This is a genomic window from Achromobacter kerstersii, assembly GCF_902859595.1.
Classification (GTDB): Bacteria; Pseudomonadota; Gammaproteobacteria; order Burkholderiales; family Burkholderiaceae_B; genus Achromobacter; species Achromobacter kerstersii.
Genome location: NZ_CADIJQ010000003.1, coordinates 493,117 through 518,299 on the forward strand (window position 1 = coordinate 493,117; position 25,183 = coordinate 518,299).

Annotated in this window: 22 protein-coding genes; 11 read left to right on the forward strand and 11 right to left on the reverse strand. The window is 65.3% G+C overall.

The window, feature by feature from the left end:
- Positions 1-74 precede the first annotated feature (74 nt).
- Genes HV765_RS13660 through gspG form a run of 8 tightly spaced genes read right to left on the reverse strand, consistent with a single transcriptional unit; the run spans position 75 to position 5,357 of the window.
- Positions 75-833 carry a type II secretion system protein N gene (locus tag HV765_RS13660; protein WP_175169988.1) on the reverse strand — a complete coding sequence of 253 codons (759 nt, stop codon included), beginning with the start codon at positions 831-833 and terminating at the stop codon, positions 75-77.
- Positions 833-1,438: a type II secretion system protein GspM gene (gene gspM / locus HV765_RS13665; RefSeq protein ID WP_054426104.1), complete on the reverse strand. Its 606-nt coding sequence runs from the start codon at positions 1,436-1,438 to the stop codon at positions 833-835. The genes HV765_RS13660 and gspM overlap by 1 nt, the downstream gene beginning before the upstream one ends.
- Positions 1,435-2,427, reverse strand: coding sequence for a type II secretion system protein GspL (gene gspL, locus HV765_RS13670; protein WP_175169989.1), 993 nt, complete (start codon positions 2,425-2,427; stop codon positions 1,435-1,437). Before gspL ends, gspM begins: the two co-directional genes overlap by 4 nt.
- Positions 2,424-3,461 (reverse strand): type II secretion system minor pseudopilin GspK, encoded by a 1,038-nt coding sequence (gene gspK / locus HV765_RS13675; RefSeq protein ID WP_254600559.1) that lies wholly within the window; start codon positions 3,459-3,461, stop codon positions 2,424-2,426. Before gspK ends, gspL begins: the two co-directional genes overlap by 4 nt.
- On the reverse strand, positions 3,458-4,084 hold the full coding sequence (locus tag HV765_RS13680; RefSeq protein WP_175169990.1) for a PulJ/GspJ family protein: 627 nt from the start codon (positions 4,082-4,084) through the stop codon (positions 3,458-3,460). The genes gspK and HV765_RS13680 overlap by 4 nt, the downstream gene beginning before the upstream one ends.
- Positions 4,081-4,482 carry a type II secretion system minor pseudopilin GspI gene (gspI, locus tag HV765_RS13685; RefSeq protein ID WP_175169991.1) on the reverse strand — a complete coding sequence of 134 codons (402 nt, stop codon included), beginning with the start codon at positions 4,480-4,482 and terminating at the stop codon, positions 4,081-4,083. The genes HV765_RS13680 and gspI overlap by 4 nt, the downstream gene beginning before the upstream one ends.
- Complete coding sequence (gene gspH, locus HV765_RS13690; RefSeq protein WP_175169992.1) at positions 4,469-4,957, reverse strand: type II secretion system minor pseudopilin GspH; 489 nt, start codon at positions 4,955-4,957, stop codon at positions 4,469-4,471. The genes gspI and gspH overlap by 14 nt, the downstream gene beginning before the upstream one ends.
- Positions 4,929-5,357, reverse strand: a complete 429-nt coding sequence (gene gspG, locus HV765_RS13695; protein WP_054426097.1) for a type II secretion system major pseudopilin GspG — start codon at positions 5,355-5,357, stop codon at positions 4,929-4,931. The genes gspH and gspG overlap by 29 nt, the downstream gene beginning before the upstream one ends.
- A gap of 42 nt (positions 5,358-5,399) precedes the next feature.
- Between gspG and HV765_RS13700 the strand changes: the two genes are divergently transcribed.
- Positions 5,400-5,630, forward strand: coding sequence for a hypothetical protein (locus tag HV765_RS13700; protein ID WP_175169993.1), 231 nt, complete (start codon positions 5,400-5,402; stop codon positions 5,628-5,630).
- Positions 5,631-5,834: 204 nt separating this feature from the next.
- Here the strand turns inward: HV765_RS13700 and HV765_RS13705 are convergent, their stop codons facing one another.
- Complete coding sequence (locus HV765_RS13705; protein WP_054426095.1) at positions 5,835-6,278, reverse strand: general secretion pathway protein GspC; 444 nt, start codon at positions 6,276-6,278, stop codon at positions 5,835-5,837.
- A 227-nt stretch (positions 6,279-6,505) separates the two neighbouring features.
- On the opposite strand from HV765_RS13705, the gene HV765_RS13710 reads away from it, so the two are divergent.
- The 5 genes from HV765_RS13710 to HV765_RS13730 all read left to right on the forward strand — a co-directional run bounded on the left by HV765_RS13710 (position 6,506) and on the right by HV765_RS13730 (position 15,368).
- Entirely contained in the window at positions 6,506-8,485 is a 1,980-nt protein-coding gene (locus tag HV765_RS13710) for a PhoX family protein (RefSeq protein WP_175169994.1), read from the forward strand.
- Between the two features lie 353 nt (positions 8,486-8,838).
- On the forward strand, positions 8,839-10,788 hold the full coding sequence (locus tag HV765_RS13715) for a PhoX family protein (protein ID WP_175169995.1): 1,950 nt from the start codon (positions 8,839-8,841) through the stop codon (positions 10,786-10,788).
- Positions 10,789-10,935: 147 nt separating this feature from the next.
- Positions 10,936-12,945, forward strand: coding sequence for a LamG-like jellyroll fold domain-containing protein (locus HV765_RS13720; protein WP_254600560.1), 2,010 nt, complete (start codon positions 10,936-10,938; stop codon positions 12,943-12,945).
- 21 nt (positions 12,946-12,966) lie between these two features.
- Complete coding sequence (locus HV765_RS13725; protein ID WP_054426089.1) at positions 12,967-13,161, forward strand: hypothetical protein; 195 nt, start codon at positions 12,967-12,969, stop codon at positions 13,159-13,161.
- A gap of 35 nt (positions 13,162-13,196) precedes the next feature.
- A complete protein-coding gene (locus HV765_RS13730; protein WP_175169996.1) occupies positions 13,197-15,368 on the forward strand; it encodes a phosphocholine-specific phospholipase C in 2,172 nt (723 codons plus the stop codon).
- An 84-nt stretch (positions 15,369-15,452) separates the two neighbouring features.
- Here HV765_RS13730 and HV765_RS13735 read toward each other — a convergent pair whose 3' ends face one another.
- Positions 15,453-16,355: a LysR family transcriptional regulator gene (locus HV765_RS13735; protein WP_175169997.1), complete on the reverse strand. Its 903-nt coding sequence runs from the start codon at positions 16,353-16,355 to the stop codon at positions 15,453-15,455.
- 127 nt (positions 16,356-16,482) lie between these two features.
- On the opposite strand from HV765_RS13735, the gene ggt reads away from it, so the two are divergent.
- The 5 genes from ggt (at position 16,483) to HV765_RS13760 (ending at position 23,516) form a co-directional block, all read left to right on the forward strand.
- Positions 16,483-18,111, forward strand: a complete 1,629-nt coding sequence (gene ggt / locus HV765_RS13740) for a gamma-glutamyltransferase (RefSeq protein WP_054426083.1) — start codon at positions 16,483-16,485, stop codon at positions 18,109-18,111.
- Positions 18,112-18,160: 49 nt separating this feature from the next.
- The gene (locus HV765_RS13745) at positions 18,161-19,675 is read left to right on the forward strand and encodes an ABC transporter substrate-binding protein (protein WP_175169998.1); all 1,515 of its coding nucleotides are present in this window, start codon (positions 18,161-18,163) and stop codon (positions 19,673-19,675) included.
- A gap of 138 nt (positions 19,676-19,813) precedes the next feature.
- A complete protein-coding gene (locus HV765_RS13750) occupies positions 19,814-20,758 on the forward strand; it encodes an ABC transporter permease (RefSeq protein ID WP_054426079.1) in 945 nt (314 codons plus the stop codon).
- Entirely contained in the window at positions 20,755-21,633 is an 879-nt protein-coding gene (gene nikC, locus HV765_RS13755; RefSeq protein WP_054426077.1) for a nickel transporter permease, read from the forward strand. The genes HV765_RS13750 and nikC overlap by 4 nt, the downstream gene beginning before the upstream one ends.
- A gap of 14 nt (positions 21,634-21,647) precedes the next feature.
- Positions 21,648-23,516: a dipeptide ABC transporter ATP-binding protein gene (locus HV765_RS13760; RefSeq protein ID WP_156336859.1), complete on the forward strand. Its 1,869-nt coding sequence runs from the start codon at positions 21,648-21,650 to the stop codon at positions 23,514-23,516.
- Positions 23,517-23,904: 388 nt separating this feature from the next.
- On the opposite strand, the gene HV765_RS13765 is transcribed toward HV765_RS13760, so the two are convergent.
- Complete coding sequence (locus HV765_RS13765) at positions 23,905-24,552, reverse strand: LysE family translocator (RefSeq protein ID WP_175170032.1); 648 nt, start codon at positions 24,550-24,552, stop codon at positions 23,905-23,907.
- Positions 24,553-25,183 lie beyond the last annotated feature (631 nt).

The following is a 25,183-nucleotide window of genomic DNA, read 5'->3' on the forward strand; positions in this document are numbered from 1 at the left end:
CATCGGCAGGGACAGCGGCAGGGACAGCGGCAGGGGCAGCGGCAAAGGCAGCGGCAGTAACGTTTGGCGCCGCCTTACTTCCCGGTGCCGAACGTCACGGTGTCGCCCGAACGGCGGCCTAGCGTAGACATCAATCCATCCAGCGCCGCCCGTTGCGCGTCGTTGGCCGACGCCGCGTAGGTTGCTTTGCCTTCGAAGCTGACGCCGCGCGCACCGGCATTACCTTGTCCCGTGACGGTCAGCAAGCCGCTTTCGGTCGTGAGCGCCAGCGTCGCACCCGCCTTGCCCGCACCTTGCACGCGCAGCAGATACGTGCCAACGGGCGTGACAGAGGTCAGCGCGGTGCCGGCATTACGCCAGCGCAGGTCGGCAATGGGGCCGGCCGGCAAGTCACCGCCCAGCCGCAACGCCTGCCAGTTGATTTCCAACATACCTTCGGGCGCCAGCGTGTTCCACGGCGCGCCAAGCGCAGGCAGCACGGACGCAGGCACGCGCAACGACTGCGCCGGCACCGACAGGCCATTCCAGCTGACCCGCGCACGCAGCGGCCCTTGCAGCCAGGGGTGCGTGAATTCCAGCGCCATCGTGTCCCAACGCCATTGCCACTGCACGGCTTGCGGCAGCACGCGCTGCGCGCCTTGGGGGCCGAGCGCAATCCAGGCGCTGCCGCGCCATAGGGTGCCGCTGGCATCGGCCAGCGCAACGACGGACGCGTCCGATTGCAACGCCAGCAGCCAACGCGCGGGCAGCACGCTGACGCCAGCCGCCACGGCGCATGCCGCGCCGGCCAGCCAGAGCGCGGTGGTGCGTCTGTTCAAGCGGGGTATCGGCATCAGCGGGCTCCTGCCTTGTCGGGCAGCGCCAACGTCACGCGGCCGTTGACCAAGCCGGGCAGCGGCCTGCCGTTCGGATTGGCGGCGCGCGTCAGCGCCACGTTCTGCGTGGCCAAGCCCCAATCGCGGCCCGCGCCATCCAGCCAGCGCAGCAGCGCGGAAGACGGCGCCTGGTTCAACGTCAGTTGCACGCCGGTTCCGGTTTCCGCTTGCGCCAGCGTCCACATGCCCGCGGGCAGCCCCGCGCGCTCCAGGCTCGCGCCGAGTTCGGCGGGGGACGGCATTGACGCCGACGGCGCCGCCGAGCGCTGGCGCAACGTGCGCGCTTGGGTGGTCAGGTCGGCCACGGTGGCGGCCTGGCCGCGCAACACGGGCAGTTCGGCCTGTAGCTTGCGCATGGTGTTCAAGGGCGGCTCGATCAGCGTCACGAACACCACCGCAGCGCCCAGCAGCGCGGCGGCGCCCGTCACCAGACGCCGTTCGCGCGGCGCCAGGGCCAGATACCGCTGCCGCGCGCGGGCAAGCGCCGGGTCGATGGGTTTGCGCAGGGATTGCCAGGCGGCTTGCAGGCGCAGAATCGATGAATGAATGCGTGGCGAAGTCATGGTTGCTTGCGCAGGATGCGCCAGGTGTTGTCGGTGTCACCCCGTTCCAGCTTCAGGCCGAGCGCGGCGGCTTGCTGGATCAGCGCGGGGGTTTCGGCGACGCGTTGGGCTTTGTCGTCGGCGTCCGCCAGTTGCAGCGTCAGCGCCTGATCGGCGTAGGTCAGCTTTGCGACCTTGTCGGCTGCGAACGGCAGCGTTTGCGCAGCGGCGCGCGCCAGCGGCAGGAAGTCCGCCGCGCTGGCGGCCCCCCGATTGGCTTGCAGCGCGTCCAAGCCTTGCTGCGCCTGGCGCGGCGGGTCCAGCACCACGGGCAAGTCAGGAAAGGCGGCCAGCACCTGCTGGCGCATGCCGGCTTTCAACGCGTCGGCTTCGGCGTTCAACTGAGAGGCATGGATGTTCAGGCCTGCGATCCAGACCACCGCCGCCGCCGCGCCCCAGCGCCACACCGGCCGCCAGCGCGACACGCGGGCGGGCGCCAGCTGCGGCATGGCAAGCGACCACGACGGCGACGGCGCTTGCCAGCGCGGGTCGGCCGGGTCGCGTAGCGGAAGCGATGACGGGGGCGCCAGCGTTTGCGGCGCGATCAACGCGTAAGCGCGCAGGCTATGCGCGTTAAGCAGGCTCCAGGCGCGGCGCACGGGTTCGCGTGGCGACCAGGCCAGCGCGACGCTGCCATCGGCGGCACGTGGGCCAAACCCGATCGCCAACGCATCCAGGTCGCTCAACACCAGCGGTTCCAGCGCACTGTGAACCGCCGCGGCGTAGCGGGCGCGCGCCACGGCGGGAATCTGCACCGTCGTGGCGATGACATCGGCGGGATGCAATACCGCTTCGCACGTGGCGTTGGGATAGGCGTTGCCCAGCGCGCGCAAGGTCAGCTCGCCTTGCTGCGCGCAACGTCCGCGCCGGTCGAACCAGGCAAAGGGCAGGGGCGAGTCGGCGGTGAACTCGTCCAAGGCCGGAAGCGCAATGCGCAGGGAATTTTTCAAGGGTTCTCTCTTGTCCAGATCGTGTCGGGCGCGGCGGGCGGGGCGCTGCGCACCAGGGCTTGCATCGACACCCGGGCGCGTTCATAGACCACGGTGCCGCTTGCCATGAACCAGCCGCTGGCGGTGGTGACGGTGGGCGCAGCGCCTTCGATACCCGTGCCAGCCAGGCGGTTGGCGAAGTCGCCGGCGTTGTTGAACCAGTTGCCGCGGTCGCGCTCGCCGGTCATGGCGCGCGCCTGGGCAAGCGACAGGCCAGGCACCAGCGCCGCGATGACTTCGGCGGGCGCGGTGTTGACGTTGACGCTGGTGGCGGTGGGCAGCACGGTCATCGTGCGGCGCATTTCGTTGCGCTCGGGCGTGTCCAGACCCAGCTGCGCGGCAATTTCATCTACGCCGCGCGGCAGCGGCGCGCGCGCATCGGGCGTGGCCGTGGGTTGGCCGTTGGTGGATGACGGCGCGTCGGCCGCCAGCGCGGGGGGCTGGGCGGCGGCGATGATGTCGATCAGGTGGGCGGCCAGCGTGTCGGGCAGTTGCTGCACATTCAGCAAGCGGCGCAGCACTTTTTCCTGCTCGGGCTGCGGCACGCCATTGCGCGCCAGATTGCTCAGGTTGTACTTGCCCTGTTCGTCTTGCACGCGGCCCGAGAACACGGCCACGCGGTCGTCGCCCGGCCGTTCGATACGGGTGTCGAGCACAGGCGTCGCCCAGATCTGATCGCCGCGCGTCGTGGATTCACGCTTGCCGTGATCGCGGATGACCAGGCGCGCCCAGTCGATGCCGCCCGCCAGCATCACGCGCGCCTGCACACGCGACAGCTCGTTTTCCATGCGGCGGGTGCTGGCGGTCTGGCGCTGGAACAGGCTGGTCGTCAGCGCGGCCACGATGGCCACGATGATCAGCGCGCTGATGACCGCGGCGCCACGCTCGCGGGGCGAGGTGAGGCGCGATGGTTGGCGTGATGTCGGCTGCGCCGGTGAGGGCGATGATAGCCGCGAAGGCGGACGCAACGCCGTGCGCGATGATTGGCTCGTCATGGCAGCTCCAGGATGCGCGTGTAGCGTTGCGGCGCCGCGGCCGCGCCGCGCTCAAGCGTAATTTCGATGCCGGTGGGCGCGGTGCCAAAGCTGGCGTTGACGTCGACCCAGCCGGTGCCGGGCACCCAGGCGCGCACGCTCAGCACCCGCACCCCCGGCAACAGCAGCACGCCATTCACGGCAGCCGGAAGCGGGCTGCGCGGGGCGGCCGGCCCGCTGGCGCGCCACAATCCATCTGCCCGCACTTGCCACTGCACGCGCTGCCACAGGCCGTTGCCATCGGCATCGGGACGCAGCAGTTCCAAGGTCTGGCCGCCGCTGGTTCGCCGCAGCAGGCGCAGGCCGCTGGTCAAGGCCAGGGCGTCTTTGCTCGGCGAATCAAAACTTGGGCCGGTGTAAGACAGCTCTACATCGCGCCCCATCTGGCCCAGCGTGCGCACGATGGCGTCGGTGTCTTCGGCCTGCTGTTCGATCCAGTCGCGTGCGTTTGACACACTGGCCAGGCCGCGCCAGGCCATCAGGCTCACCAGCGCCATCAGCGCCAGCGCCACCAGCACTTCAATCAGCGTAAAGCCGCCCTGCGCACGGCGGGCGGGAGTTGGGAACGCGCGGCGCATTGTCATCGCAGGCTGGACAGCAGCCCGTCCAGTTGCAGCAGCACGGCGTCGGGCCGCGGCGAGGCCGTGTCATGCACGTTGACCGACACCTGACGGAAGCTGCGGTTCATGGAATTGGTAAAGACCAGTTCGCATTGCAGCGCGCGCCCGCCTTGCGGGCAGGGCACCGTCTGCGAACCCGCGCGCGGCAGGCTTTGCTCCAGCCGCAGTTGCGTGAGCGCGTTCTGCGCGGCCAGCAAGGCCAGCGTCTTGTCCTGCAAGGCGCGATTGTTGGCCGACATCACGCCCGTCGCCCGCAGCGCGGCCGCCATCGCAACGGCAATGATGGCCAGCGCCACCAGCACTTCAATCAGGGTGAAGCCACGCTGGCGATCAGTGGGGCGGGGCGGTTCAGCGAATGTCATAGCGGCCGGAGGCGTCGCGTTGCAAGGTGACCGTGGCTTCCCCCGCGCGCAGGGTCAGCGTGATCGGGTCGGCAACCCATTCGGTGTTGAAGACAAGCGGGCGGTCAGGGGTCAGGCGCAGTTGCACCACGCCCGCCTGCCAGGATTGCGGGCGCAGCATCTCGTCGTGCTCCAGGCGGTCAACCGGCACAGGCACGTCTTCCTGTGCGCTGGGGCCGGGCAAGCGGCCCGCGCGTTCAAACGACCAGCCCTGGTCATTCGCCAGCCACCGGATGGCGCGGCCATCGCTGCGGGCTTCGCTTTGCGCCACGGTGAACGCGTCCGCCAGGCGCTGCGCGTCGGCCCGCAGGCCGTTGTCGCGCTTGCCGATGGACAGGCTCACCATGCTGGCGGCAATGGCCACGATCACCAGCACCACCAGCACTTCAACCAGCGTGAAGCCGCGCTCAGAGTTCCCAGGAACCGATGTCGGCATCGCCGTTTTCGCCCCCGGGCTTGTTGTCGGCGCCGAACGAGAACACATCGATATCGCCCTTCACGCCGGGGCTCAGGTACTGATAAGGATGACCCCAGGGGTCATTGGGCAGCTTGTCCAGATAGCCGCGCCAGTTGTTGGCGCCATCCGGCTTTTCCGCCAGGGCGCGCAGGCCCTGAGCGGTTGTGGGGTAGCGCCCGTTATCCAGCCGGTACAGCTTGAGCGCCTGCATGATGCCCCCGATATCCTGGCGCGCGGCCACCTGCCGAGCCTGATCGGGGCGATCCAGCACGCGCGGCACAATCAGGGCCGCCAGAATCCCCATGATCACAATCACCACCATGATCTCGATCAGGGTGAAACCTTGCTGGCGGGCAAGCCCGCGCGGTAACTGACGCACTTTACAACTCCGGTCTTTCGGTAGAAGCCCGGAATTGTGGACATGAAATATGACAGTAATGCGGTGCGAATCGGCCGGCCTGCTACCATGGCCTTTCTACAAGGAGCGGTAATGGCTACAAAAGAGAAGTCTTCGACTGGTTTGGCGGCGTTGGTTGAAAAGGCGCTTCAACAGAAGAAGCTGGCTGCCGCCACGCAGAAGCCGACGGGATCATCCCTGTCGAACATGGCGGGACGCAAGCAAATGGGCCGGCCCGCTGGCCGCAAACGCTGATTGGCAGATTGGTTTGCGGATTGAAGGGCGCTTGAAAGGACGCGCCGCCTGATCCGCATAGACGTGGCTTTGAAGAACGCATCGTTCGACGACGCATCGTTCAACTAAGCATCGTTCGACGACGCATCGTTCAACTAAGCATCGTTCGACGACACAAGTTCAACTAAGCATCGTTCTACGACGCAACGTTCATCCACGCAGCATTTAATTCACCTGCGCAATTCCCGCCGGCGCTACCAACGCGGCGGGGGTGGCCAGGCGATTCATTCTTCCCCCCTGTTCTACCGTCACGGCGTCCACGGCGATATCGCGCAACACGATACCCGGGGCGACTTCATCGCCTGTGCGCCACGCCAATGGCGGGCCGCCATCCACGCTTAGCACGGCCGCGCCATCGGGTCCGGCTGCGATCAAGCCCAGTACGCTGATCTGCGTGCGCATCACTTCGTCTTTGCCGAACCATAACGCTACCGGCGTGTTGTCGGCTGCGCGCGGCGCGCTCGCGGATACTGCGGGCGGCAGCGGGCCGGGGCGTGGGGCCAGCAGAATGGACGCCCACACGCCCACGCCTGCGGCGAAAGCCAGCACGGCAAGGACGCGCAGCGCGGCGGGTGCGGAGGGCAGGGCGGGGCGGAAAGACAGCGGCATGGGGCAGCGACGGCGCAAAAGAGGAAGCGAAAGAGGAAACGAAAGCAAGGCGAAAAGCGACGCGCCCGACTATAGCGGTTGTTCATGACAAGCCCGCGATGGTCTTTTGTTCCGGGATTCAGGTTCTGTACAGCTTTCTGTCATTGGCCTTACACGGCGCTTATCCAGAATGCGGTCACGCTTGGGCTTAACAGCCGGGCATTCATTCGATCCAACTGGGAACCCGCATGCAAGACACGAATCAAGCCAATCGCCGCCGACTCCTGAAGATGCTGGGAGGCGCGCCGATGCTGCCGATTGGCGGCGTCAGCATGGCTGCGCTGCTGGCCGGCTGTAATTCGAGCGATGACGATGATGACTCGTCCACCCCGCAGCCCAACCCTGATCCCAATGCGCCCGTGACGCCCGGTACGCCGGTGACGTTCACGTCGGCCTCGTTCACGCCGATGGCCGCGCCCACGCTAGCCAACCCGGAACTGATGGCGCGCACGACGGTGAGCTCGGCCCTGTCGCTGACGTTCAGCGATGGGTCCAAGCGCACGGTTGAGCTGGGCTACGAGCCGTTCTTCATGACGGGCGATACCGTGCCGGACGGCAAGGGCGGCACGATGGTCGCGGGCGGCTACTTCAACCTGGCCGGCGCGCCCATCATGGACAACTCGGTGCCGGCCAAGGCGCGCCAGTTCTTCTCGAACTGTCCGGATGGCACGTCGCTTCTGGCTTTGTCGGCGCCCACGACGGTGCCCGGCGTTGCTGGCAACGCTGTCTACGCCGTGGTGCAGTTCGAATACCAATCGATGGACCAGGCTGGCAATGACATGTATGGCCTCTTGCCGTCGCCGATTGCCGTGCTGACGCTGTCGCAAGACCCGAACACGGGCAAGCTCAGCCTGGTGAAGTACAGCAACGTGGATACGTCGTCAGTGCATGGCCTGTGGATCACCTGCGGCGCCAGCCTGTCGCCGTGGGGCACGCATTTGTCCAGCGAAGAGTACGAGCCGGACGCCACCACCGCCCGCACCACGCCGTCGTTCCAGACCTATAGCTTGAACGTCTACGGCGATGCCACCAAGGCCAATCCGTACCACTACGGCCACATGCCCGAAGTGACGGTGCTGCCGGACGGCACCGGCACGATCAAGAAGCACTACTGCATGGGCCGCATCTCGCACGAGCTGGTGCAGATGATGCCTGATCAGCGCACCGCGCTGATGGGCGACGACGCCACCAACGGCGGTCTCTTCATGTTCGTGGCCGATCGCAAGGCGGACCTGTCGGCCGGCACGCTGTACGTGGCGCAATGGACGCAGACCTCGGGCACGGGCCCGGGCGCCGGCACGCTGAAGTGGATCAAGCTGGGCCACGCCACCAGCGCCGAAGTCAAGGAACTGGCTGACCAGCTGACGGCCGCCGACATCATGGACGTGCGCACCGTTGACCCGGCTGACGGCTCGTTCACGAAGATCCGCTACAGCGGCAAGGACAACTGGGTGAAGCTGCAACCCGGCCGCCGCCAAGCCGCGGCCTTCCTGGAAACGCACCGCTATGCGGCGATGGTGGGCGGCACGCTGGCCTTCACCAAGATGGAAGGCACCACCGTCAACGCCAAGGACAAGATTGCCTACAGCGCGATGTCGCGTATTGAATCGTCGATGATCGACGGCAAGGTTGCGGGCCTGAAGGTCGAAGCGAACTCCGCTGGCGCGGTGTACCAGCTGCACATGAAGGCGGGCCAGGTGGATACCGACGGCAGCGCGATCGACAGCGAATGGGTGCCGGTGGACATGGGCGCCGTGACCGAGCTGATCGGCAAGCCCCTGGCCACGCCGGATGCGCTGGGCAACACGCACAACGCCGATTTCATCTCGAACCCCGACAACCTGAAGTTCTCGGAAAAGCTGCGCACGCTGTTCGTGGGCGAAGACAGCGGCGGCCACGTGAACAACTTCATGTGGGCGTACAACGTGGACACCAAGGCGCTGTCGCGCTTGCTGTCCTGCCCGGTGGCGGCAGAATCCACCGGCTTGCAAGCGGTGGACGAGATCAACGGCTGGACCTACATCACCAGCAATTTCCAGCACGCGGCCGACTGGGGCAGCGTGCATGCGGTGGTGCGTCCCACGCTGGAACCGCTGGTCAAGGCCAACTACAAGGACGGCTTCGGCGCAGCGGTGGGGTATCTGACAGGCGTGAAGATCGGCGCATAGGATCGCGCATAAGACCGCGCAAAGGATCTCGCACAGGACCGCGCAAAACACCGCGCACAGGACCGCGCATAAGACCGGCACTCCGGCAGCGCACAGCGGCCTTGGCCCTTACGGGTTGACGCCGTGATATCAGGGGACCGGCTTGCCGGTCCCCTGATGCATTTTTAGCCCCGGCGTTGGCAGATCGGATGCCGGCAGGGACTCATTACATGCGTGTAACGGCGCACGCGGCCCCGAGGGCTGCCTCCTACACTCGGCGTCGAAGGCCGCGCCTCCGGCGCTCGGCCTCGCAGTTGCCCCACGTGTTGTCTCAGTTTTTTCACTGTTGGTTCGTTACCGCAAGGAGCGTACACATGAAAGATCCAAGCCATCCCGGTCGCCGCCGAGTCCTCAAGCTGCTGGGTGCTGCGCCGATGTTGCCAGTGGGCAGTACGGGCATCGCGGGCATCGCCGCGTTGCTGTCAGGCAGCCAGTCCGGCGCGTCCACCGACCATCAACCCGCCACCTTCCTTTCCGCCGAATTCATCTCGATGCCCGCGCCCACGCTGGCCGACCCGCAACAGCTGGCCCGCACGACGGTCGAGTCGGCGATGGACCTGGTGTTCAGCGACGGCTCGCGCCGCCGCGTGCAACTGGGCTACGAGGCGTTCTTCATGACAGGCGATGCCGTACCTGATGGCCGCGGCGGCACGGTTCTCGCGGGCGGCATCTACGACATCCACGGCGCGCCCATCCTGGACCGCTCGGTGCGCGGCCGCACGCGCCCGTTTTTCTCGGACTGTCCCGATGGCATGTCCTTGCTGACGCTGGACCGGTCCGAAGGCGAAGCCGACGGCGCGACCGGGCCGCCCGCGCGCACCGTGTACGCGGTGGTGCAGTTTGAATACGTCACGCGCAACCAAGCGGGCGCCGACATGTGGGTGCGGCTGCCGTCGCCGATGGCGGTGCTGACCTTGTCGCAAGAGCTGTCCACCGGCAAGCTCAGCCTGGTGAAGTACAGCAATGTGGACACCGCGCCGGTACACGGCTTGTGGAACACCTGCGGCGCGAGCCTGTCGCCCTGGAACACCCACTTGTCCAGCGAAGAGTACGAACCCGACGCCACCACGGCGCACGCGTCCGAATCGTTTCGCGACTTCAGCCGCCATGTGTTCGGCGATGCCAAAAAAGCCAACCCCTATCACTACGGTCATCTGCCAGAGGTAACCGTGCATGCCGACGGTACGGGCACGGTCAAGAAACACTATTGCCTGGGGCGTATCTCGCACGAGCTGGTGCAGGTCATGCCCGACCAGCGCACCGCACTGATGGGCGACGACGCCACCAACGGCGGCCTCTTCATGTTCGTGGCCGACCGCAAGGCGGACTTGTCGTCCGGCACCTTGTACGTAGCGCGCTGGACGCAAACCTCCGGCGTCGGCCCCGGGGCGGCCACGCTCAGCTGGATTCGATTGGGCCACGCCACCAGTGATGAGATCGAAGACATGGCCGGCCAGCTTACCGCCGCCGACATCATGGACGTGCGCACGCAAGACCCTGCAAACGCCGCCTACACGCGTATTCGTTTTGACGGCAAAGACAACTGGGTCCGGCTGCATCCCGGACGCCGGCAGGCCGCTGCCTTTCTGGAAACGCATCGCTACGCGGCGCTTGCCGGCGGCACGCTGGCGTTCTCGAAGATGGAAGGCACGACGGTGAACGCGCGGGACAAGATCGCGTACACCGCCATGTCGCACATTGAATCTTCCATGACCGACGGCACCTCGCCGCACCTGCATGTGCAAGGCCCGGAAGCGGGCGCGGTGTATCAGATGCGCATGATGGCCGGGCAGGCGGACACCGAGGGGCGGGCGATTGCCAGCGATTGGGTGCCCGTGGACATGGCCGCTGTGCCAGAGCTGGTGGGTGAAATGCTGCCGCAACCCGATGCATTGGGCAACCGCCATCAGACGGACCGGGTGTCAAACCCCGACAACCTGAAGTTCTCGGAAACGCTGCGCACGCTGTTCGTGGGCGAAGACAGCATGGGGCGCATCAACAGTTTCCTGTGGGCGTTCAACGTGGACACCCGCGTGTTGTCGCGCGTGCTGGCTTGCCCCGTGGCCGCGGAATCTACCGGCCTGCATGCGGTGGATGAGATCAACGGCTGGACATACATCACCAGCAGTTTTCAGCACACGGCTGACTGGCACCCCGTGCATGCCACGGTACGGCCGGTGCTGGAACCGCTGGTGAACGCCCGCTACCGCGACGGCTTTGGTGCGTCGGTAGGCTATCTGACCGGGGTGAAAATCACCCCTTGATTCACACGCGCAAGACAGCTTGAAGGGTTGCGCAAAAGAATCCTGATTCGACGATCAATCTTTCTGCCCTTTGTTTCATGGGTCTTTCACGTTGGGCCGCCACTATGTGCCCAGCGAAAAACCCTGTTCATGAAACGAGAAGAGAAGATGCAAGCATCGAATTGGAGAAGATGGTGCGCCATGTTGCTGGCCACCAGCGCATTGGCGGGCTGTGGGGGCAGCGATGACGACGGCGAGGACGCGACTCCCGCTCCGCCGACGCAGCCGCCCGTTACCGAGCCGGGGCAGGCCAAGGTCGACAAAGTGTTGTTCATCGGTGTCGACGGCCTGACCTATGACGCCATGCGTCGCGGCGTGGCGGACAAGACGCTGCCGAACATTGGCCAGTTGACCGCCACGCGCGCCTGGACGGGCGGCGTCACGGGCAGTGTGACGCAGCAGGCCACGCTGGCCGCGCCCGGCTGGGCGACGCTGTTGTCGGGCCAGTGGGCCGACGTGCATGGCGTGCGGTCGAATGCCGCGGGCCAGGCGTTGAAGGCGGCCAGCCTGTTCCAGCGTGTGAAGACGGCGCATCCTGAGGCGCGCACCGCCGGCGCGTTCAACTCGCCCTTGCTGGCCGGCCTGGTGGGCAGCGACCGCGATGCCGGTTACCTGCAAGCCTTGACCGATTGCGCAGGCGTGGACGATTGCGTCGCCACCCAGGCGCGCGACCGCATCACGGAAGGCTATGACCTGGTGGTGGCGCAGTTTGGCGCGCCGGAACGCGCGGCGTCCGATAACGGCTTTGGCGCCAACTACGACGCAGTCATCCGCCAGACGGACGCGGCCGTGGGCGTGCTGGCCAAGCAGATCGCCGACCGCCGTGCCGAACACCCGAACGAAAACTGGCTGATGGTGGTGGCCTCCAGCCATGGCCTGGGCAAGACGGGCGTGGGCGACGGCCTGCCGCTGTCGGCCAACAAGACCATCGTGCTGGCCTCGAACCAGCCGGCGATGTTGGGCGGCACCGCGGACGACGCCTCGTTTGATGGCGTCTGGGACAACAATTGGTACGCGCTGCCCAGCGCCGCGGATGTGGCGCCCACGGTGCTGGCGCACTTGAGCGCGCTGCCCGCCGCGGGCCAGTACGACATGGCCGGCACGTCGCTGTCTGAAACCTTGGCGGTGCGCCGCGTTCAAGCGCGCACGTCCATGGACAACAAGACCGTGACCTTGTCGTGGGTGCGCGTGGGCGAGCCTGATGGCGACATCGTGGTCAGCCGCGATGGCGTTGAAGTGGCCCGCCTGCCCGGCACCGCCACGGACTATGCCGATACCGGCTTCACCTTCGACACCGAAGGCGTGCACACGCTGAACTACAGCGTGTCGGCCGGCCGCGCCGTCAGCGCCACGCGCGCTTCGGTGCTCTACGCCAAGCCCGTGCCGCTGCTGGCTTCCTTGCGCACGGGCCTGACGATGTTGTTCCCGTTCGAAGGCAATGTGACCGACCTGGCGGCAGGCGGCGGCGTCATCACGCCGTACGACGGTGCGCAGGCCCCGGCGTTTGCGGATGCCGGCGTGTTCGGCAAGATGTTCCAGAACGAGCGCGGCTCGGCCGCCTTGGGCGCCTTCAAGCTGGATTACCCGGCCGGCATGCTGGACAGCGTGCAGGCGTTCACCATCGGCTTCTGGTATCAGTCGGACGGTACGGCGAACGACCGTTCCATTCTGGGCAACAAGGACTACAACTCCGGCGGCAACCCTGGCATCACCATCGCCCAGTGGGCCGGCCCCGAGCTGCGCTTCAACCTGGCGGGCGGCACGCGCGTTGATATCAACGGGGTGAAGTTCACGCCGAACAAGCCGGTCTACATCGCCATGGCCATCGACAAGACGGCCAAGACCATGACCGCCTACGTGTACGACAGCGAAATCGGCTTCTCGCGCCGCGTCACCGGCACGGCCGCGGTGAACCTGGCGCAGATCGCTGGCGTGTTCGGCCCGCACATCGGCCTGAACGAAGACGGCCGCGGCACCTACGGCATCTGCTGCGCCGGCACCAAAGGCCCGTACACGATGTATTTCGACGACCTGGCCTTCTGGTCCCGCGCGCTGACCGAAGACGAAGTGAAGTCGCTGGCCATGTCCGGCAAGTCCGTTTCCGAACTGTTTCCCTGATGTTTCCTGGATAGAAAAAACATGAGTCATTCCATGATCTTGCGCAACCTTCTGCGCGCTGGCGCGGTGCTGATGCTGACCGCCACGCTGGCCGCCTGCGGCGGTGATGACGGCGACGACAGCACGCCGCCCGACAACGGCGGCGGCACCGAAACGCCCACGCCCACGCCCGTACCGCCCACGCCGGCCAAGCCCGAACTGCGTTGCGCGCCTTGAGCCGCGCCTCTTACCGAGTCATAGGAAAAGCATCCGTGAAGTCCGAAAAAGACCCGATCCACGCCGGCAAGCGCCGCTTCCTGCGTAACGCCGCCGCTTCCACCGCCGGCCTGACCGCGCTGTCGATGTTCCCGCCCGCCATCCGCCGCGCGCTGGCCATTCCGGCCAACAACCGCACGGGCACCATCAACGACGTTGAACACGTGGTGATCCTGATGCAGGAAAACCGCTCGTTCGATATGTACTTCGGCACGTTCAAGGGCGTGCGCGGTTTTGGCGACCGCATCACGATTCCGCTGCCGCAGAACCGTTCGGTGTGGGAGCAGACCAATGGCACCCGCGTGGTGATGCCGTATCACCTGGACAGCACGCAGGGCAACGCCCAGCGCGTGTCCGGCACGCCGCATGATTACGTGGACGCGCAGATGGCGTGGGACGGCGGCCGCATGGACCAGTGGCCGCGCTACAAGCAGAACCAGTCGATGGGCTACTACCGCCAGAAAGAGGTGGCGTTCCAGTTCTCGCTGGCCGAAGCCTTCACGCTGTGCGACGCCTATCACTGTTCGTCGCACGGCGGCACCAACACGAACCGCTTGTTCCACTGGACCGGCACGAATGATCCGCTGGCGCAGGGCAACGGCCCGTCGACCCGCAACCAGTGGGACAGCCTGGGTGCGTCCACCACCGGCTGGACGTGGATGACGTACCCGGAACGTCTGCAAAAGGCGGGTGTCAGCTGGAAGGTTTACCAGAACCTGCCCGAGAACTTTGGCGACAACCCGCTGGCCGGCTTCCAGCAATACCGCCGCGCCAACGAGCAGGCGGGCAACGCCGCCAGCGGTTCGCCGTACCCGGCCTGGACGCCCAGCATGGACGCCGCCAACCCCTTGTACAAGGGCACGGCCAACACCATGCCCGACGGCGGCTTCCTGCAATCGCTGCGAGACGACGTCAACAACGGCACCTTGCCGCAAGTGTCGTGGATCGTGGCGCCTGCCACGTATTCCGAGCACCCCGGCCCGTCCAGCCCCATCCAGGGCGCGTGGTACATCCAGGAAACGCTGGATGCGCTGACGTCGAACCCGGACGTCTGGAGCAAGACGGTGCTGTTGATCAACTTCGACGAAAACGACGGCTACTTCGACCATGTGCCGTCGCCCGCCGCCCCGTCGCTGAACGCGGATGGGTCGATGGCCGGTGCGTCCACCGTCAACACCGATCTGGATCGCCACACGCACGCGTCCGCTCAGGATGCGGCGGATAACCGCGTCTATGGCCCCGGCCCGCGCGTGCCGATGTATGTGGTGTCGCCGTGGAGCCGTGGCGGTTGGGTCAATTCCCAGGCGTTTGATCACACGTCGGTGCTGCGTTTCCTGGAAGCCCGTTTCGGCGTGGCGGAAGACAACATCAGCCCGTGGCGCCGTGCGGTGCTGGGCGACCTGACCTCGGCTTTCAACTTCGCCACGCCCAATGACGAGAAGCTGCCCGACCTGAATCGGCTGACCCGTTCGGGCTCGGACCAGGAACGCGCGGCGCAGGAAGCGCTGACCGCCGTGCCGCTGCCGGACACGACGACGCAGGCCAAGCCGGTGCAGGAAAAGGGCTACCGCTACGCGCGCGCCTTGCCGTACGAGCTGCACACCAGCGGCCGCAGCCAGCCCAGCACGGGCAACATGTGGCTGCTGTTTTCCAACACTGGCAAGCAGGCTGCCGTCTTCCATGTCTATGACCGCCTGCATCTGGACCGCCTGCCGCGCCGCTACACGGTGGAAGCGGGCAAGCAACTGGAAGGCAGCTGGGACACGGCCGCTGACGGCGGTAAGTACGACCTGTGGGTGCTTGGCCCCAACGGCTACCACCGCCACTTTGCCGGCGACCTGGCCTTGGCGCGCACGTCGCAGCTGGACCCGGAAATCCGCGTCTGCTATGACATCGCCAATGGCGACGTCTATGTCAGCTTCATCAACAGCGGCAAGGACGCCTGCACGTTCGAAGTCACGCCCAACGCTTACTACACCAACAATGAGCGGTGGACGCTGACGGTGCCGGCGGGCAGCAAGGTGGAACAGCACTGGGCGCTGGAAGCCAGCGGCCACTGGTACGACTTCACGGCCCGCCTGGCCGAAGACCCGTCGTACCTGCGCCGCTTCGCCGGCCACGTTGAAACGGGCAAGACGTCCATCACCGACCCGGCGATGGCGAGCTAAGCCCCAAGGGCGTAAGCCCTGAGGACGTAAGCCCTAAGCAGGTAAGCCTGAGCAGGTAAGCCCTGAGCAGGTACGCCCCCAGCATCAGGCGGTGGTTTGCGGTTCGCGCGCCCGGAAGGCCGTGGCGCACGCTTCGCAGATCGCCGCCGTGATGCTCTGGCGTGCGTGCTCGCGCCGTTCCAGCATGCCGATGGCCCGCGAAAGCGGGCCTAAGTCTTGGGGCAGCGTCAGAATACGAAGTTCGGGGCTGTGTTGCCAGTTGGACCCGTTGATCAGCGGCAACAGGGTCACGCCGACCTCTTGGCGCACCAGCTCCACCAGCGTCTCGATGGCGTTGAGTTCCAGGAATTCGTTCAGCGGTACCGCCAGGCGCCGCAGCAGGCGGTCAATCTGCAAGCCCGTGCGTTGCGTGCGGTCAAAGCGCAGGAAGGGGTTGTTCGCCAGCACCTGACGCGCGTCCTTGCCCGTGGCGGATGCCGGCGCAATCACCACCAGCCGCTCTTCATATAGGGGAGTCCAGCGCGTGCTGGCCATCTTGCGGCCGGCTTCCACCAGGAACGCCGCGTCCAGCTCGCCGTCTTCGACCTTGCCGGCCAGCTCGCTTGCCTTGCCCGACAGGATGCGCACGTCCAGCTTGGGGTGGGCCTTCTTCAAGCCCGACACCACCTTGGACAGCGTGCCCATGCACGACACGATGCTGCCCACCGAGACCGACCCGGCCAGTTCGCCCGGCACCGTGCGCGGCAGGCGCATTCGGTCGTATAAATCCAGTAAATGCTTGATTTCAGGTAGCAATTCCCGGCCGGCTGCGTTAAGAATGGCAAGTCGGCCGCTACGGTCGAAGAGTTCGCGCCCCAGCTCCGCTTCCAGCGAGCGCATTTGAAAGCTGACGGCGGCCTGGGTCAGCGCCACTTGCTCGGCCGCTTCGGAAAAAGAGCCATGGTGGGCAACCGCCAGAAACGTGCGCAAAAACCGGATGGTGCTCATAGCGATGACCCATAAAAATTTCTTTTATGACGGAACAAAAAATCAAATTGATTTAATTAGATCACGAGAGTACCTTCGCCTGCTTAACCCGATTTGACCCGTTCAGACCTGTTTAGAGACAAGCCACATGAAATCCTTCGACTGGGGCAACCCGTATCCTTCCGTTCGCATCCCGCTGTTTGCGCGCAACGTGGTGTCCACGTCGCATCCGCTGGCAGCCCAAGCCGGGTTGCGCATGCTGCTCAAGGGCGGCAACGCCGTGGACGCCGCCATTGCGGCCGCCGCCACGATCGTGCTGGTTGAACCGGTTTCCTGCGGCTTGGGCGGCGACTGCTTCGCCATCGTCTGGGACGGCAAGGAACTGCATGGTTTGAACTCGTCGGGCGTGGCCCCGGCGGCCTGGAACACCGCGTACTTCAAGGCGAAGTACGGCACGGGCCCCGACGGCCTGGCCATTCAGCCCAAGCGCGGCTGGGACGCCGTGACGGTGCCGGGCGTGGTGGCCGGTTGGGCTGCCTTGCATGAAAAGCTGGGCAAGCTGCCGTTCGAACAACTGTTCGAACCCGCCATCGAAATCGCCGAGCGCGGCTACGCCGTGCCGCCGGTCGTGGCGCACAAGTGGGGCGCCGCCGCCGAAGAACTGAAGTCGCAGCCGGGCTACGCCCAGGCGTTCATGCCGGAAGGCCGCGCGCCCAAGGTTGGCGAACACTTCCGTTTCCCGGATGCCGCCAACACGCTGCGCCGCATCGCTGAATCCAAGGGCCGCGACTTCTATGAAGGCGAGCTGGCCGAACGCATCGCCGCCTTCAGCAAGGAATGCGGCGGCGCGATGACGCTGGAAGATCTGCGCAACTACCGTCCGGAATGGGTCAAGCCGATTTCCAAGTCGTACCGTGGCTACGAACTGCACGAGATCCCGCCGAACGGGCAGGGCATTGCCGCGCTGATCGCGCTGGGCATCGTCGAACGCTTCGACATGTCTGACATTCCGGTGGATTCGGTGCAGTCGCAGCACATCCAGATCGAAGCCATGAAGCTGGCGTTTGCTGACCTGTACAAGTACGTGGCCGACCCGCGCGCCATGCAGGTGACGCCCGAGCAGATGCTGTCGGACGCCTACCTGGACAGCCGCGCCAAGCTGATCCGTCTGGATCAGGCCACGCACTTCGAAGCGGGCCGCCCGCATGCCGGCGGCACCATCTACCTGACCGCCGCCGACGAAAACGGCATGATGATCTCGTTCATCCAGTCCAACTACATGGGCTTTGGATCGGGCGTGGTGGTGCCGGGCACCGGCATCAGCATGCAGAACCGTGGCGTGGGCTTCTCGATGGACCCCAAGTCGGCCAACGTGGTCGAAGGCGGCAAGCGCCCGTTCCACACGATCATCCCGGGCTTCCTGACGCGCGGCGGCAAGCCGGTCATGAGCTTTGGCGTGATGGGTGGCGACATGCAGCCGCAAGGCCACATGCAGACCGTCGTGCGCATGATCGACTACCACCAGAACCCGCAGGCTGCGTGCTGCGCCCCGCGCTGGAAGGTCAACCGCGACTTCACGCTGGACATCGAAACCAATATGAAGGCGTCCACCATTGCAGGCTTGAAAGACCTCGGGCATGCTTTGAAGTCCGTTGACGATCCGTACATGGACTTCGGCGCGGGCCAGTTCATCTGGCGCATGTCGGAAAGCGACAACGAGCTGGGTTACGTCGCCGCCAGCGACAGCCGCCGCGACGGCCAGGCCGTCGGCTTCTAAGACGGCCATCCACATTCAAGCATCGCAAGCAACAAGGGGAAATAACACAATGAAACGCTTGACCTTGACCTTCGGCGCCAGCCTGCTGGCGCTGGCTGCGGGCGCCGCGTGCGCCCAGAACATCCGGATCGGCCTGCAGGAAGATCCCGACGTTCTGGACCCGCATCGCGCCCGCACCTACGTGGGCCGCATCGTGTTCACGTCGCTGTGCGACAAGCTGGTGGACATTGATCCCAAGCTGCATTTCGTGCCGCAGCTGGCCACGTCGTGGTCGTTCAGCCCTGATAACAAGGTGCTGACGTTCAAGCTGCGCGAAGACGCGCTGTTCCATGACGGCGCGAAGTTCGACGCCGCCGCGGCCAAAGCCAACCTGGAACGCGCGATGACGCTGCCGGACAGCCTGCGCAAGGGCGAACTGGCCTCGGTTGAAAAAGTGGACGCGCCGGACGCCACAACCCTGGTGCTGACGCTGAAAAAGCCCGACGCCACCTTGCTGGCCCAGCTGTCTGACCGCGCCGGCATGATGCTGTCGCCCAAGACCTTCGCCGACGCAGACGTGGCCTCGGTGGGCCGCAAGCCCGTGTGCTCGGGCCCGTACAAGTTCGTTGAACGCATCCAGAACGACCGCATCGTGCTGGAAAAATTCGACCAGTACTACGACGCCAAAGACTACGCGTTCAAGCGCGTCACCTTCCTGCCCATTCCCGACACCACGGTTCGCTTGTCGAATCTGCGCGCCGGCGATCTGGACTTGCTGGAACGCCTGAACCCGTCCGACGCGCCGCAAGTGAAGACCGACGCCAGCCTGACGTTTGCGCCGGTGGCCGGCCTGGGCTTCCAGCAGTTCATGTTCAACGTGGCCAACGGCAAGCGCGCCGAAGACAACCCGTTCAAGAACAAGCTGGTGCGCCAGGCGTTCCAATACGCCATCGACCGCAACGCCATCAACGAAGTGGCAGGCGGCGGCATTTTCGAACCGGCCCAACAGCCGTTCCCGCCGGCAAGCCCCTATCACAGCGACAAATTCCCCGTCACCAAGCGTGACGTGGCCAAGTCCAAGGCCTTGCTGAAAGAAGCGGGCCTGGACCGCGTGAAGGCGGAGCTGGTATTCGGCAACAACACCACGACCTCGTCGGTGGCTGAAATCGTTCAGGCGATGGCATCCGAGGCGGGCTTTGACCTGTCCTTGCGTCCCACGGAATACGCGGCCCTGCAAAAGGAATCGTCGGGCGGCAACTTCCAGGTCGTGATGCTGGGCTGGTCTGGCCGCGTGGACCCGGATGGCAACATCCATTCGTTCGTCACCTGCAAGGGCGCGCTGAACGATGGCCACTACTGCAATCCGGAAGTGGACAAGCTGCTGAACGAGGCCCGCACCGTTACGGATGAAGCCAAGCGCAAAGCGATTTACGAGCAGGCGCAGACCATCATCCAGGACGAACTGCCGGGCGTGTACAACTACTACCAGCCGTGGCCGTTTGCGATGGGCAAGAAGGTCAAGGGCTTTACGCCGTATCCTGATGGCATGATCCGCCTGAAGGGTGTGACGTTCGCGCAAAAGTAATGACGACGCGCGGCGCGCCTTTTAGGGCGCTGCGCACATGGGATGCGGCGACGCATCCCATGGTTCTTTGCGGCGGCCGCGCGCCAGGTGTTGTTGGCCTGACGCCGTCCGCCGTTCCTGTTCTACGGTTTTTCCCACATGCTTAAACTAATCTTGCGCCGCGTGATCGTCGCGATACCGACACTGATACTGGTGTCGATGATCGTGTTCATGCTGCAGAAAATCCTGCCCGGCGATCCGGTGCTGACCTTGGCCGGCGAAGAGCGCGACCCGGCCGTCCTGGATTACCTGCGCGACAAATACCGCCTGAACGATCCGCTGCCGATGCAATACGCGGCCTGGGCCGGCCAGGTGCTGCAAGGCGATCTGGGCAAGTCCCTGCGCACCGACGTGCCCGTCACGACGCTGATCGCGCAAAAGCTGCCCGTTACCCTGCAACTGGCCGCCATGGCCATGTTCTTTGCGCTCTTGATCGGCATCCCGATGGGGATCATCGCCGCGGTGCGCAAGGGCAAGCCCATTGAAATGGGCGCCAACATCGCGGCGCTATCCGGCATGTCCATCCCCAACTTCTGGCTGGGGATCATCCTGATCATGGTGGTATCCGTGCAGTGGAAGCTGCTGCCGGCGTCCGGTTATGTGTCACCCGCGGAAGATTTCTGGCTGTCGATCAAGACCATGCTGATGCCGTCGCTGGTGCTGTCCACCGCGATTGCCGCCTACCTGATGCGTCACACGCGTTCGTCCATGCTGGAAGCGCTGTCGGCCGATTACGTGCGCACCGCGCGCGCCAAGGGCGTGTCGCCGCGCCAGGTCGTGCTGCGCCACGCGCTGCGCAATGCGCTGATGCCGATTGTGACGCTGGTGACCTTGCTGTTCGGTGAATTGCTGGCCGGCGCCGTGCTGACCGAACAGGTCTTCACGATTCCGGGCTTCGGCAAGCTGGTGGTGGACGCGGTGTTCACGCGCGATTACGCGGTGGTGCAGGGCGTGGTGCTCTGCGTGGCGGTGGGCTTCATTCTGATGAACCTGCTGGCCGACATTCTGTACATCCTGGTCAACCCCCGCCTGAGGCACTCATGAGCGCACTTCCTGCAACGGCCGCTGCCGTCACGCCGCCCCGCAGCCGCAATCGCGCCTGGGGAAAATTCAAACGCAATCACATCGCGATGCTGGGTCTGGCCATCGTCGCGTTCTTCGTCCTGTTGGCCGTGCTGGCGCCTTTCATCGCCAACCACGACCCCTTGCAGACCAGCTTCACCACCATCCGCAAGGCGCCGTCGGCGTCGTACTGGCTGGGCACCGATGAGCTGGGCCGCGACATTTTCAGCCGCATGGTCTATGGCGCCCGCGCGTCGTTGATGGCGGGCCTGGTGTCGGTGCTGATCGCGCTGGTGGTCGGTGTGCCGTTCGGGCTTGCCGCCGGTTACTTCGGCGGCTGGACGGACAGCATCATCTCGCGCGCCACGGAAGCGCTGCTGGCCATTCCGTTCCTGATCCTGGCCATCGCGCTGGCCGCCTTCCTGGGGCCGAGCCTGACCAACGCGATGATCGCCATCGGCGTATCGGCCGCGCCCAAGTTCGTGCGTTTGACGCGCGGGCAGGTGCTGGCGGTGAAGAACGAAGACTATGTGCAGAGCGCACGCGCGTTGGGCGCATCTGACCTGCGCATCATCGGCCGGCACGTGTTCCCCAACGTGATGCCGCCGCTGATCGTGCAAGCCACGATCACCATCGCCACGGCCATCATCGCCGAGGCCAGCCTGTCGTTTCTGGGCCTGGGGCTGCAACCGCCGACCCCGTCGTGGGGCTCGATGCTGAACACGGCCAAGAACTTCATGACCCAGGCGCCCTGGATGTCGATCTTCCCCGGGTCGGCCATTTTCCTGGTGGTGCTGGGCTTCAATCTGCTGGGCGACGGCCTGCGCGATGCGCTTGATCCGCGTCAGGAAAAGTAATCACTATGGCAACCATGGACCCTAAACGCGTCGTTCAGGTCAGTGACCTGACCGTGCGCTTCAAGACCCCTGATCGCACGGTGGAAGCCGTGCGCAATGTGTCGTTTCACGTTGACCGTGGCGAAACGCTGGCGATTGTCGGCGAGTCCGGTTCGGGCAAGTCGGTAACGTCGCTGGCGCTGATGCGCCTGGTGGAATATGGCGGCGGCAAGATCGTCAATGGCGATATGTTCCTGCGCCGCCGCAATGGCGAGGTGCTGGACTTGGCCCATGCCCCCGACACCACGCTGCAACGCGTGCGCGGGGCGGACGTGGCGATGATTTTCCAAGAGCCGATGACCTCGCTGAACCCGAGCTTCACGGCCGGCAACCAGATCGCCGAAGCCCTGCAATTGCACCAGGGCCTGGACGCGGCAGCCGCGCGCGCCGAGACGCTGCGCATGCTGGAACGCGTGCGCATCCCTGAGGCCCGCGCCATTCTGGACCGCTATCCGCACCAGTTGTCGGGCGGCATGCGCCAGCGCGTGATGATCGCGATGGCGTTGTCGTGCAAGCCTCAGCTGCTGATCGCCGACGAACCGACGACGGCGCTGGACGTCACCATCCAGGCCCAGATCCTGCAACTGATTCGTCAGCTGCAAGAAGAAATGGACATGGGCGTGATTTTCATCACGCACGATATGGGCGTGGTGGCTGAAGTGGCCGACCGCGTGCTGGTGATGTATCGCGGCGACAAGGTGGAAGAGGGCGGTTCGGACGAGATCTTCGCGCGTCCGCAGCATGCCTATACGCGAGCGCTGTTGTCGGCGGTGCCGCGCCTGGGCGCGATGCATGGCACGGATGAACCCGCGCCGTTCCCGCTCTTGAAGGTGGAAGAGGCCGCGCATGTGGCGGACCCGGCTGCGCTGGTGGATGCCCCGGTGGCGGCGCCGTCAACCGTGCGCCGCGAGAACGGCCCGGTGCTGAAGGTGCGCGACCTGACGACCAGTTTCGACATCACTGGCGGCATTCTGGGCCGGGTGCAGAAGCGCGTGCACGCGGTGGAGAAGGTCAGCTTCGACCTGTATCCCGGCGAGACGCTGTCGCTGGTGGGCGAGTCCGGTTGCGGCAAGACGACGACGGGCCGTTCGCTGTTGCAGCTGGTGAAGAGCAAGAGCGGCACGATTGAGTTCGACGGCAAGAATATCGGCGCGTTGCGCGGCAGCGCGATGCAGACGTTGCGCCAGCACATCCAGTTCATTTTCCAGGACCCGTTCGCGTCGCTGGACCCGCGGATGACGGTGGGCTATTCCATCATGGAACCGCTGCTGATCCATAACGTGGCGCGCGGCAAGGCGGCGCAGGATCGCGTGCGCTGGCTGATGGACAAGTGCGGGCTGCTGCCTGAGATGATCGACCGCTATCCGCATGAGTTTTCGGGGGGTCAACGTCAACGCATCTGCATTGCGCGGGCGTTGGCGTTGAATCCGAAGGTGGTGATTGCGGACGAGTCGGTGTCGGCGCTGGACGTGTCGATTCAGGCGCAGATCGTGAATCTGCTGCTGGATTTGCAGCGGGAATTGGGGGTGTCGTTCCTGTTCATCTCGCATGATATGGCGGTGGTGGAACGGGTGAGCCACCGGGTGGCGGTGATGTATCTGGGGCAGATCGTGGAAATCGGCCCGCGCCGGGCGATCTTCGAAAATCCGCAGCATCCGTATACGAAGAAGCTGATGGCTGCGGTGCCGATCGCTGATCCCCAGCGGCGGCATCGGGAGCGGTCATTGCTGGTGGATGAGATTCCTAGCCCGATGAGAAAGCTGGGGGATGATCCGCTGGTGGAGCCGTTGGTTGCCGTCGGAGACGGGCATTTTGTCGCCCGACATTCGGTGGGGGTTTATTGAGGCTGGGTTTTTTGGTGTAGCGGTTGTGGGTTCCGTTGTTGGTATCGGGGTGGGTTCTTAACCCGCGTGTGGCGTCGGGGCGGGGGTGAGCGGGGCTCAACGATTGCGGTCCGGAGCCTTCGCTCCGGACGTCCCCCTCGTCATCTTCGTTGTTGCCTGCGGCAACTGCCTTCAGATTCCCTCGGGCGCATCGACTCGCCCCGCTCACCCCCGCCCCGACGCCACACGCTGCAATAGCGGCCAGTGACGGGCGCTGGGGAGGGCGGTTTGCTTGGCATTTTTGCCTCGGGTTGTTTGGGGGGGGAAGGTCTTGCGGGGCCGCCAAAGCCGGCCGCGCGGGCGGCCTTTTTTGGCGTTTGGGTGGTGGGGCGTCGTGGCGGTGTTGGAATTAATGTTTTTCCAAGGCCAGCTTCAATCCGAACGCGATGAAGACCGCGCCTGTCATGCGGTCCAGGCCGCGGGTGACTGCGGGCTTTGACAGCCATTTTGCTAGCGGGCGCGTTGCGGCGACTAGCAATGCGAACCAGAGTACGCCCAGCAGCGCGTGGATCGCGGCGAGCAGCAGGCTGAAAGTCAGCACGTTGGTGCCGGCTGGAATGAATTGGGGCAGGAAGGTGATGTAGAAAATGCCCACCTTCGGATTCAACGCGTTGGTCAGGCAGCCTCGCAAGAACCAGCCGGTGGCGCTGGTAGTGGAGGGTATCGCGATGGGTTCGGCGGGCTGCAACGGCGTCGTCTTTTTGCCCGGCAATGTGCGCCACAGCAATTTCGCACCCAGATAAAACAAGTACGCCGCTGCACAAATCCGCAGGGTGTCATAGGCCAACGTCGACACCGCCAACAACGACCCCAAGCCAAAAGCGGCGATAGCGCCCCAAATCAGGCACCCGGCACAAATGCCCAAGCCTGCCATCAGCGCACGGCGTCCGCCTTCGACAGCGGCGGTTCGCAGCACCAATGCGGTATCCAGCCCCGGCGTAATCGTGAGGATGGCGGCAGCCAATGTGAAGGCGAGCAACGCAGCGTTAGCGGTCATAAAAGGAGCAAGATCGAAGGGAAAGCGCGAAGGGCCAAGAGCGGCACCAAACAAAAAGTGTACGCCGCCTTCCGTCACTTGAACCCCAGTGCCGGATGGGCGGCGCGCGAGAAAGTCACCACAAGAAATCAGCCCGCCGCCGCGCGCCGCCCATCTCTACCCACCCCCCACGATGGCGGCCCCCTAAACTAGCGGCTCTCCGCAAGCGCGCAAGCGTCCATCGTCAACGTCCCACAACCGCGTATGCCGATTGCCGCCGCCCGGGCGGCAGCAATTCGGCGGGCTCCGCACGCCTCGTCCCTGACCACAGCTCTAGCAGCGCATCAAGCCCAGACATCGGCAGCTCGTTGCCGTGGCCGTCATGGCTGCGAGCAACCTCGATGCGCCCGAGGGAATCTGAAGGCAGCGGCCGTAGGCCGCAACGAAGATGACGAGGGGGCAGTCCGGAGCGAAGGCTCCGGACCGCAATCGTGGGCGCGAGCAGCCATGACGGCCACGGCAACGAGCGACCTACGAAGCATGTGGTGGTCAAGTTTTAGTGGACACGTCGATAGGTGTTTTTTGGACGCTGGCTGGCTTCATAGGCAGCCGGCGTCAGATAGCCCAGCGTAGAGTGCAGCCGCCGGGTGTT

Coding starts and splice junctions, on each gene's coding strand:
- HV765_RS13750 (WP_054426079.1), top strand. CDS start 19,814: ATGCTTAAACTAATCTTGCGCCGCGTGATCGTCGCGATACCGACACTG.
- HV765_RS13745 (WP_175169998.1), top strand. CDS start 18,161: ATGAAACGCTTGACCTTGACCTTCGGCGCCAGCCTGCTGGCGCTGGCT.
- HV765_RS13735 (WP_175169997.1), bottom strand. CDS start 16,355: ATGAGCACCATCCGGTTTTTGCGCACGTTTCTGGCGGTTGCCCACCAT.
- gspI (WP_175169991.1), bottom strand. CDS start 4,482: ATGACATTCGCTGAACCGCCCCGCCCCACTGATCGCCAGCGTGGCTTC.
- HV765_RS13700 (WP_175169993.1), top strand. CDS start 5,400: ATGAAATATGACAGTAATGCGGTGCGAATCGGCCGGCCTGCTACCATG.
- HV765_RS13765 (WP_175170032.1), bottom strand. CDS start 24,552: ATGACCGCTAACGCTGCGTTGCTCGCCTTCACATTGGCTGCCGCCATC.
- HV765_RS13660 (WP_175169988.1), bottom strand. CDS start 833: ATGCCGATACCCCGCTTGAACAGACGCACCACCGCGCTCTGGCTGGCC.
- HV765_RS13680 (WP_175169990.1), bottom strand. CDS start 4,084: ATGACAATGCGCCGCGCGTTCCCAACTCCCGCCCGCCGTGCGCAGGGC.
- HV765_RS13725 (WP_054426089.1), top strand. CDS start 12,967: ATGAGTCATTCCATGATCTTGCGCAACCTTCTGCGCGCTGGCGCGGTG.
- gspH (WP_175169992.1), bottom strand. CDS start 4,957: ATGCCGACATCGGTTCCTGGGAACTCTGAGCGCGGCTTCACGCTGGTT.
- HV765_RS13760 (WP_156336859.1), top strand. CDS start 21,648: ATGGACCCTAAACGCGTCGTTCAGGTCAGTGACCTGACCGTGCGCTTC.
- ggt (WP_054426083.1), top strand. CDS start 16,483: ATGAAATCCTTCGACTGGGGCAACCCGTATCCTTCCGTTCGCATCCCG.
- gspK (WP_254600559.1), bottom strand. CDS start 3,461: ATGACGAGCCAATCATCGCGCACGGCGTTGCGTCCGCCTTCGCGGCTA.
- HV765_RS13705 (WP_054426095.1), bottom strand. CDS start 6,278: ATGCCGCTGTCTTTCCGCCCCGCCCTGCCCTCCGCACCCGCCGCGCTG.
- HV765_RS13710 (WP_175169994.1), top strand. CDS start 6,506: ATGCAAGACACGAATCAAGCCAATCGCCGCCGACTCCTGAAGATGCTG.
- gspM (WP_054426104.1), bottom strand. CDS start 1,438: ATGACTTCGCCACGCATTCATTCATCGATTCTGCGCCTGCAAGCCGCC.
- HV765_RS13715 (WP_175169995.1), top strand. CDS start 8,839: ATGAAAGATCCAAGCCATCCCGGTCGCCGCCGAGTCCTCAAGCTGCTG.
- HV765_RS13720 (WP_254600560.1), top strand. CDS start 10,936: ATGCAAGCATCGAATTGGAGAAGATGGTGCGCCATGTTGCTGGCCACC.
- nikC (WP_054426077.1), top strand. CDS start 20,755: ATGAGCGCACTTCCTGCAACGGCCGCTGCCGTCACGCCGCCCCGCAGC.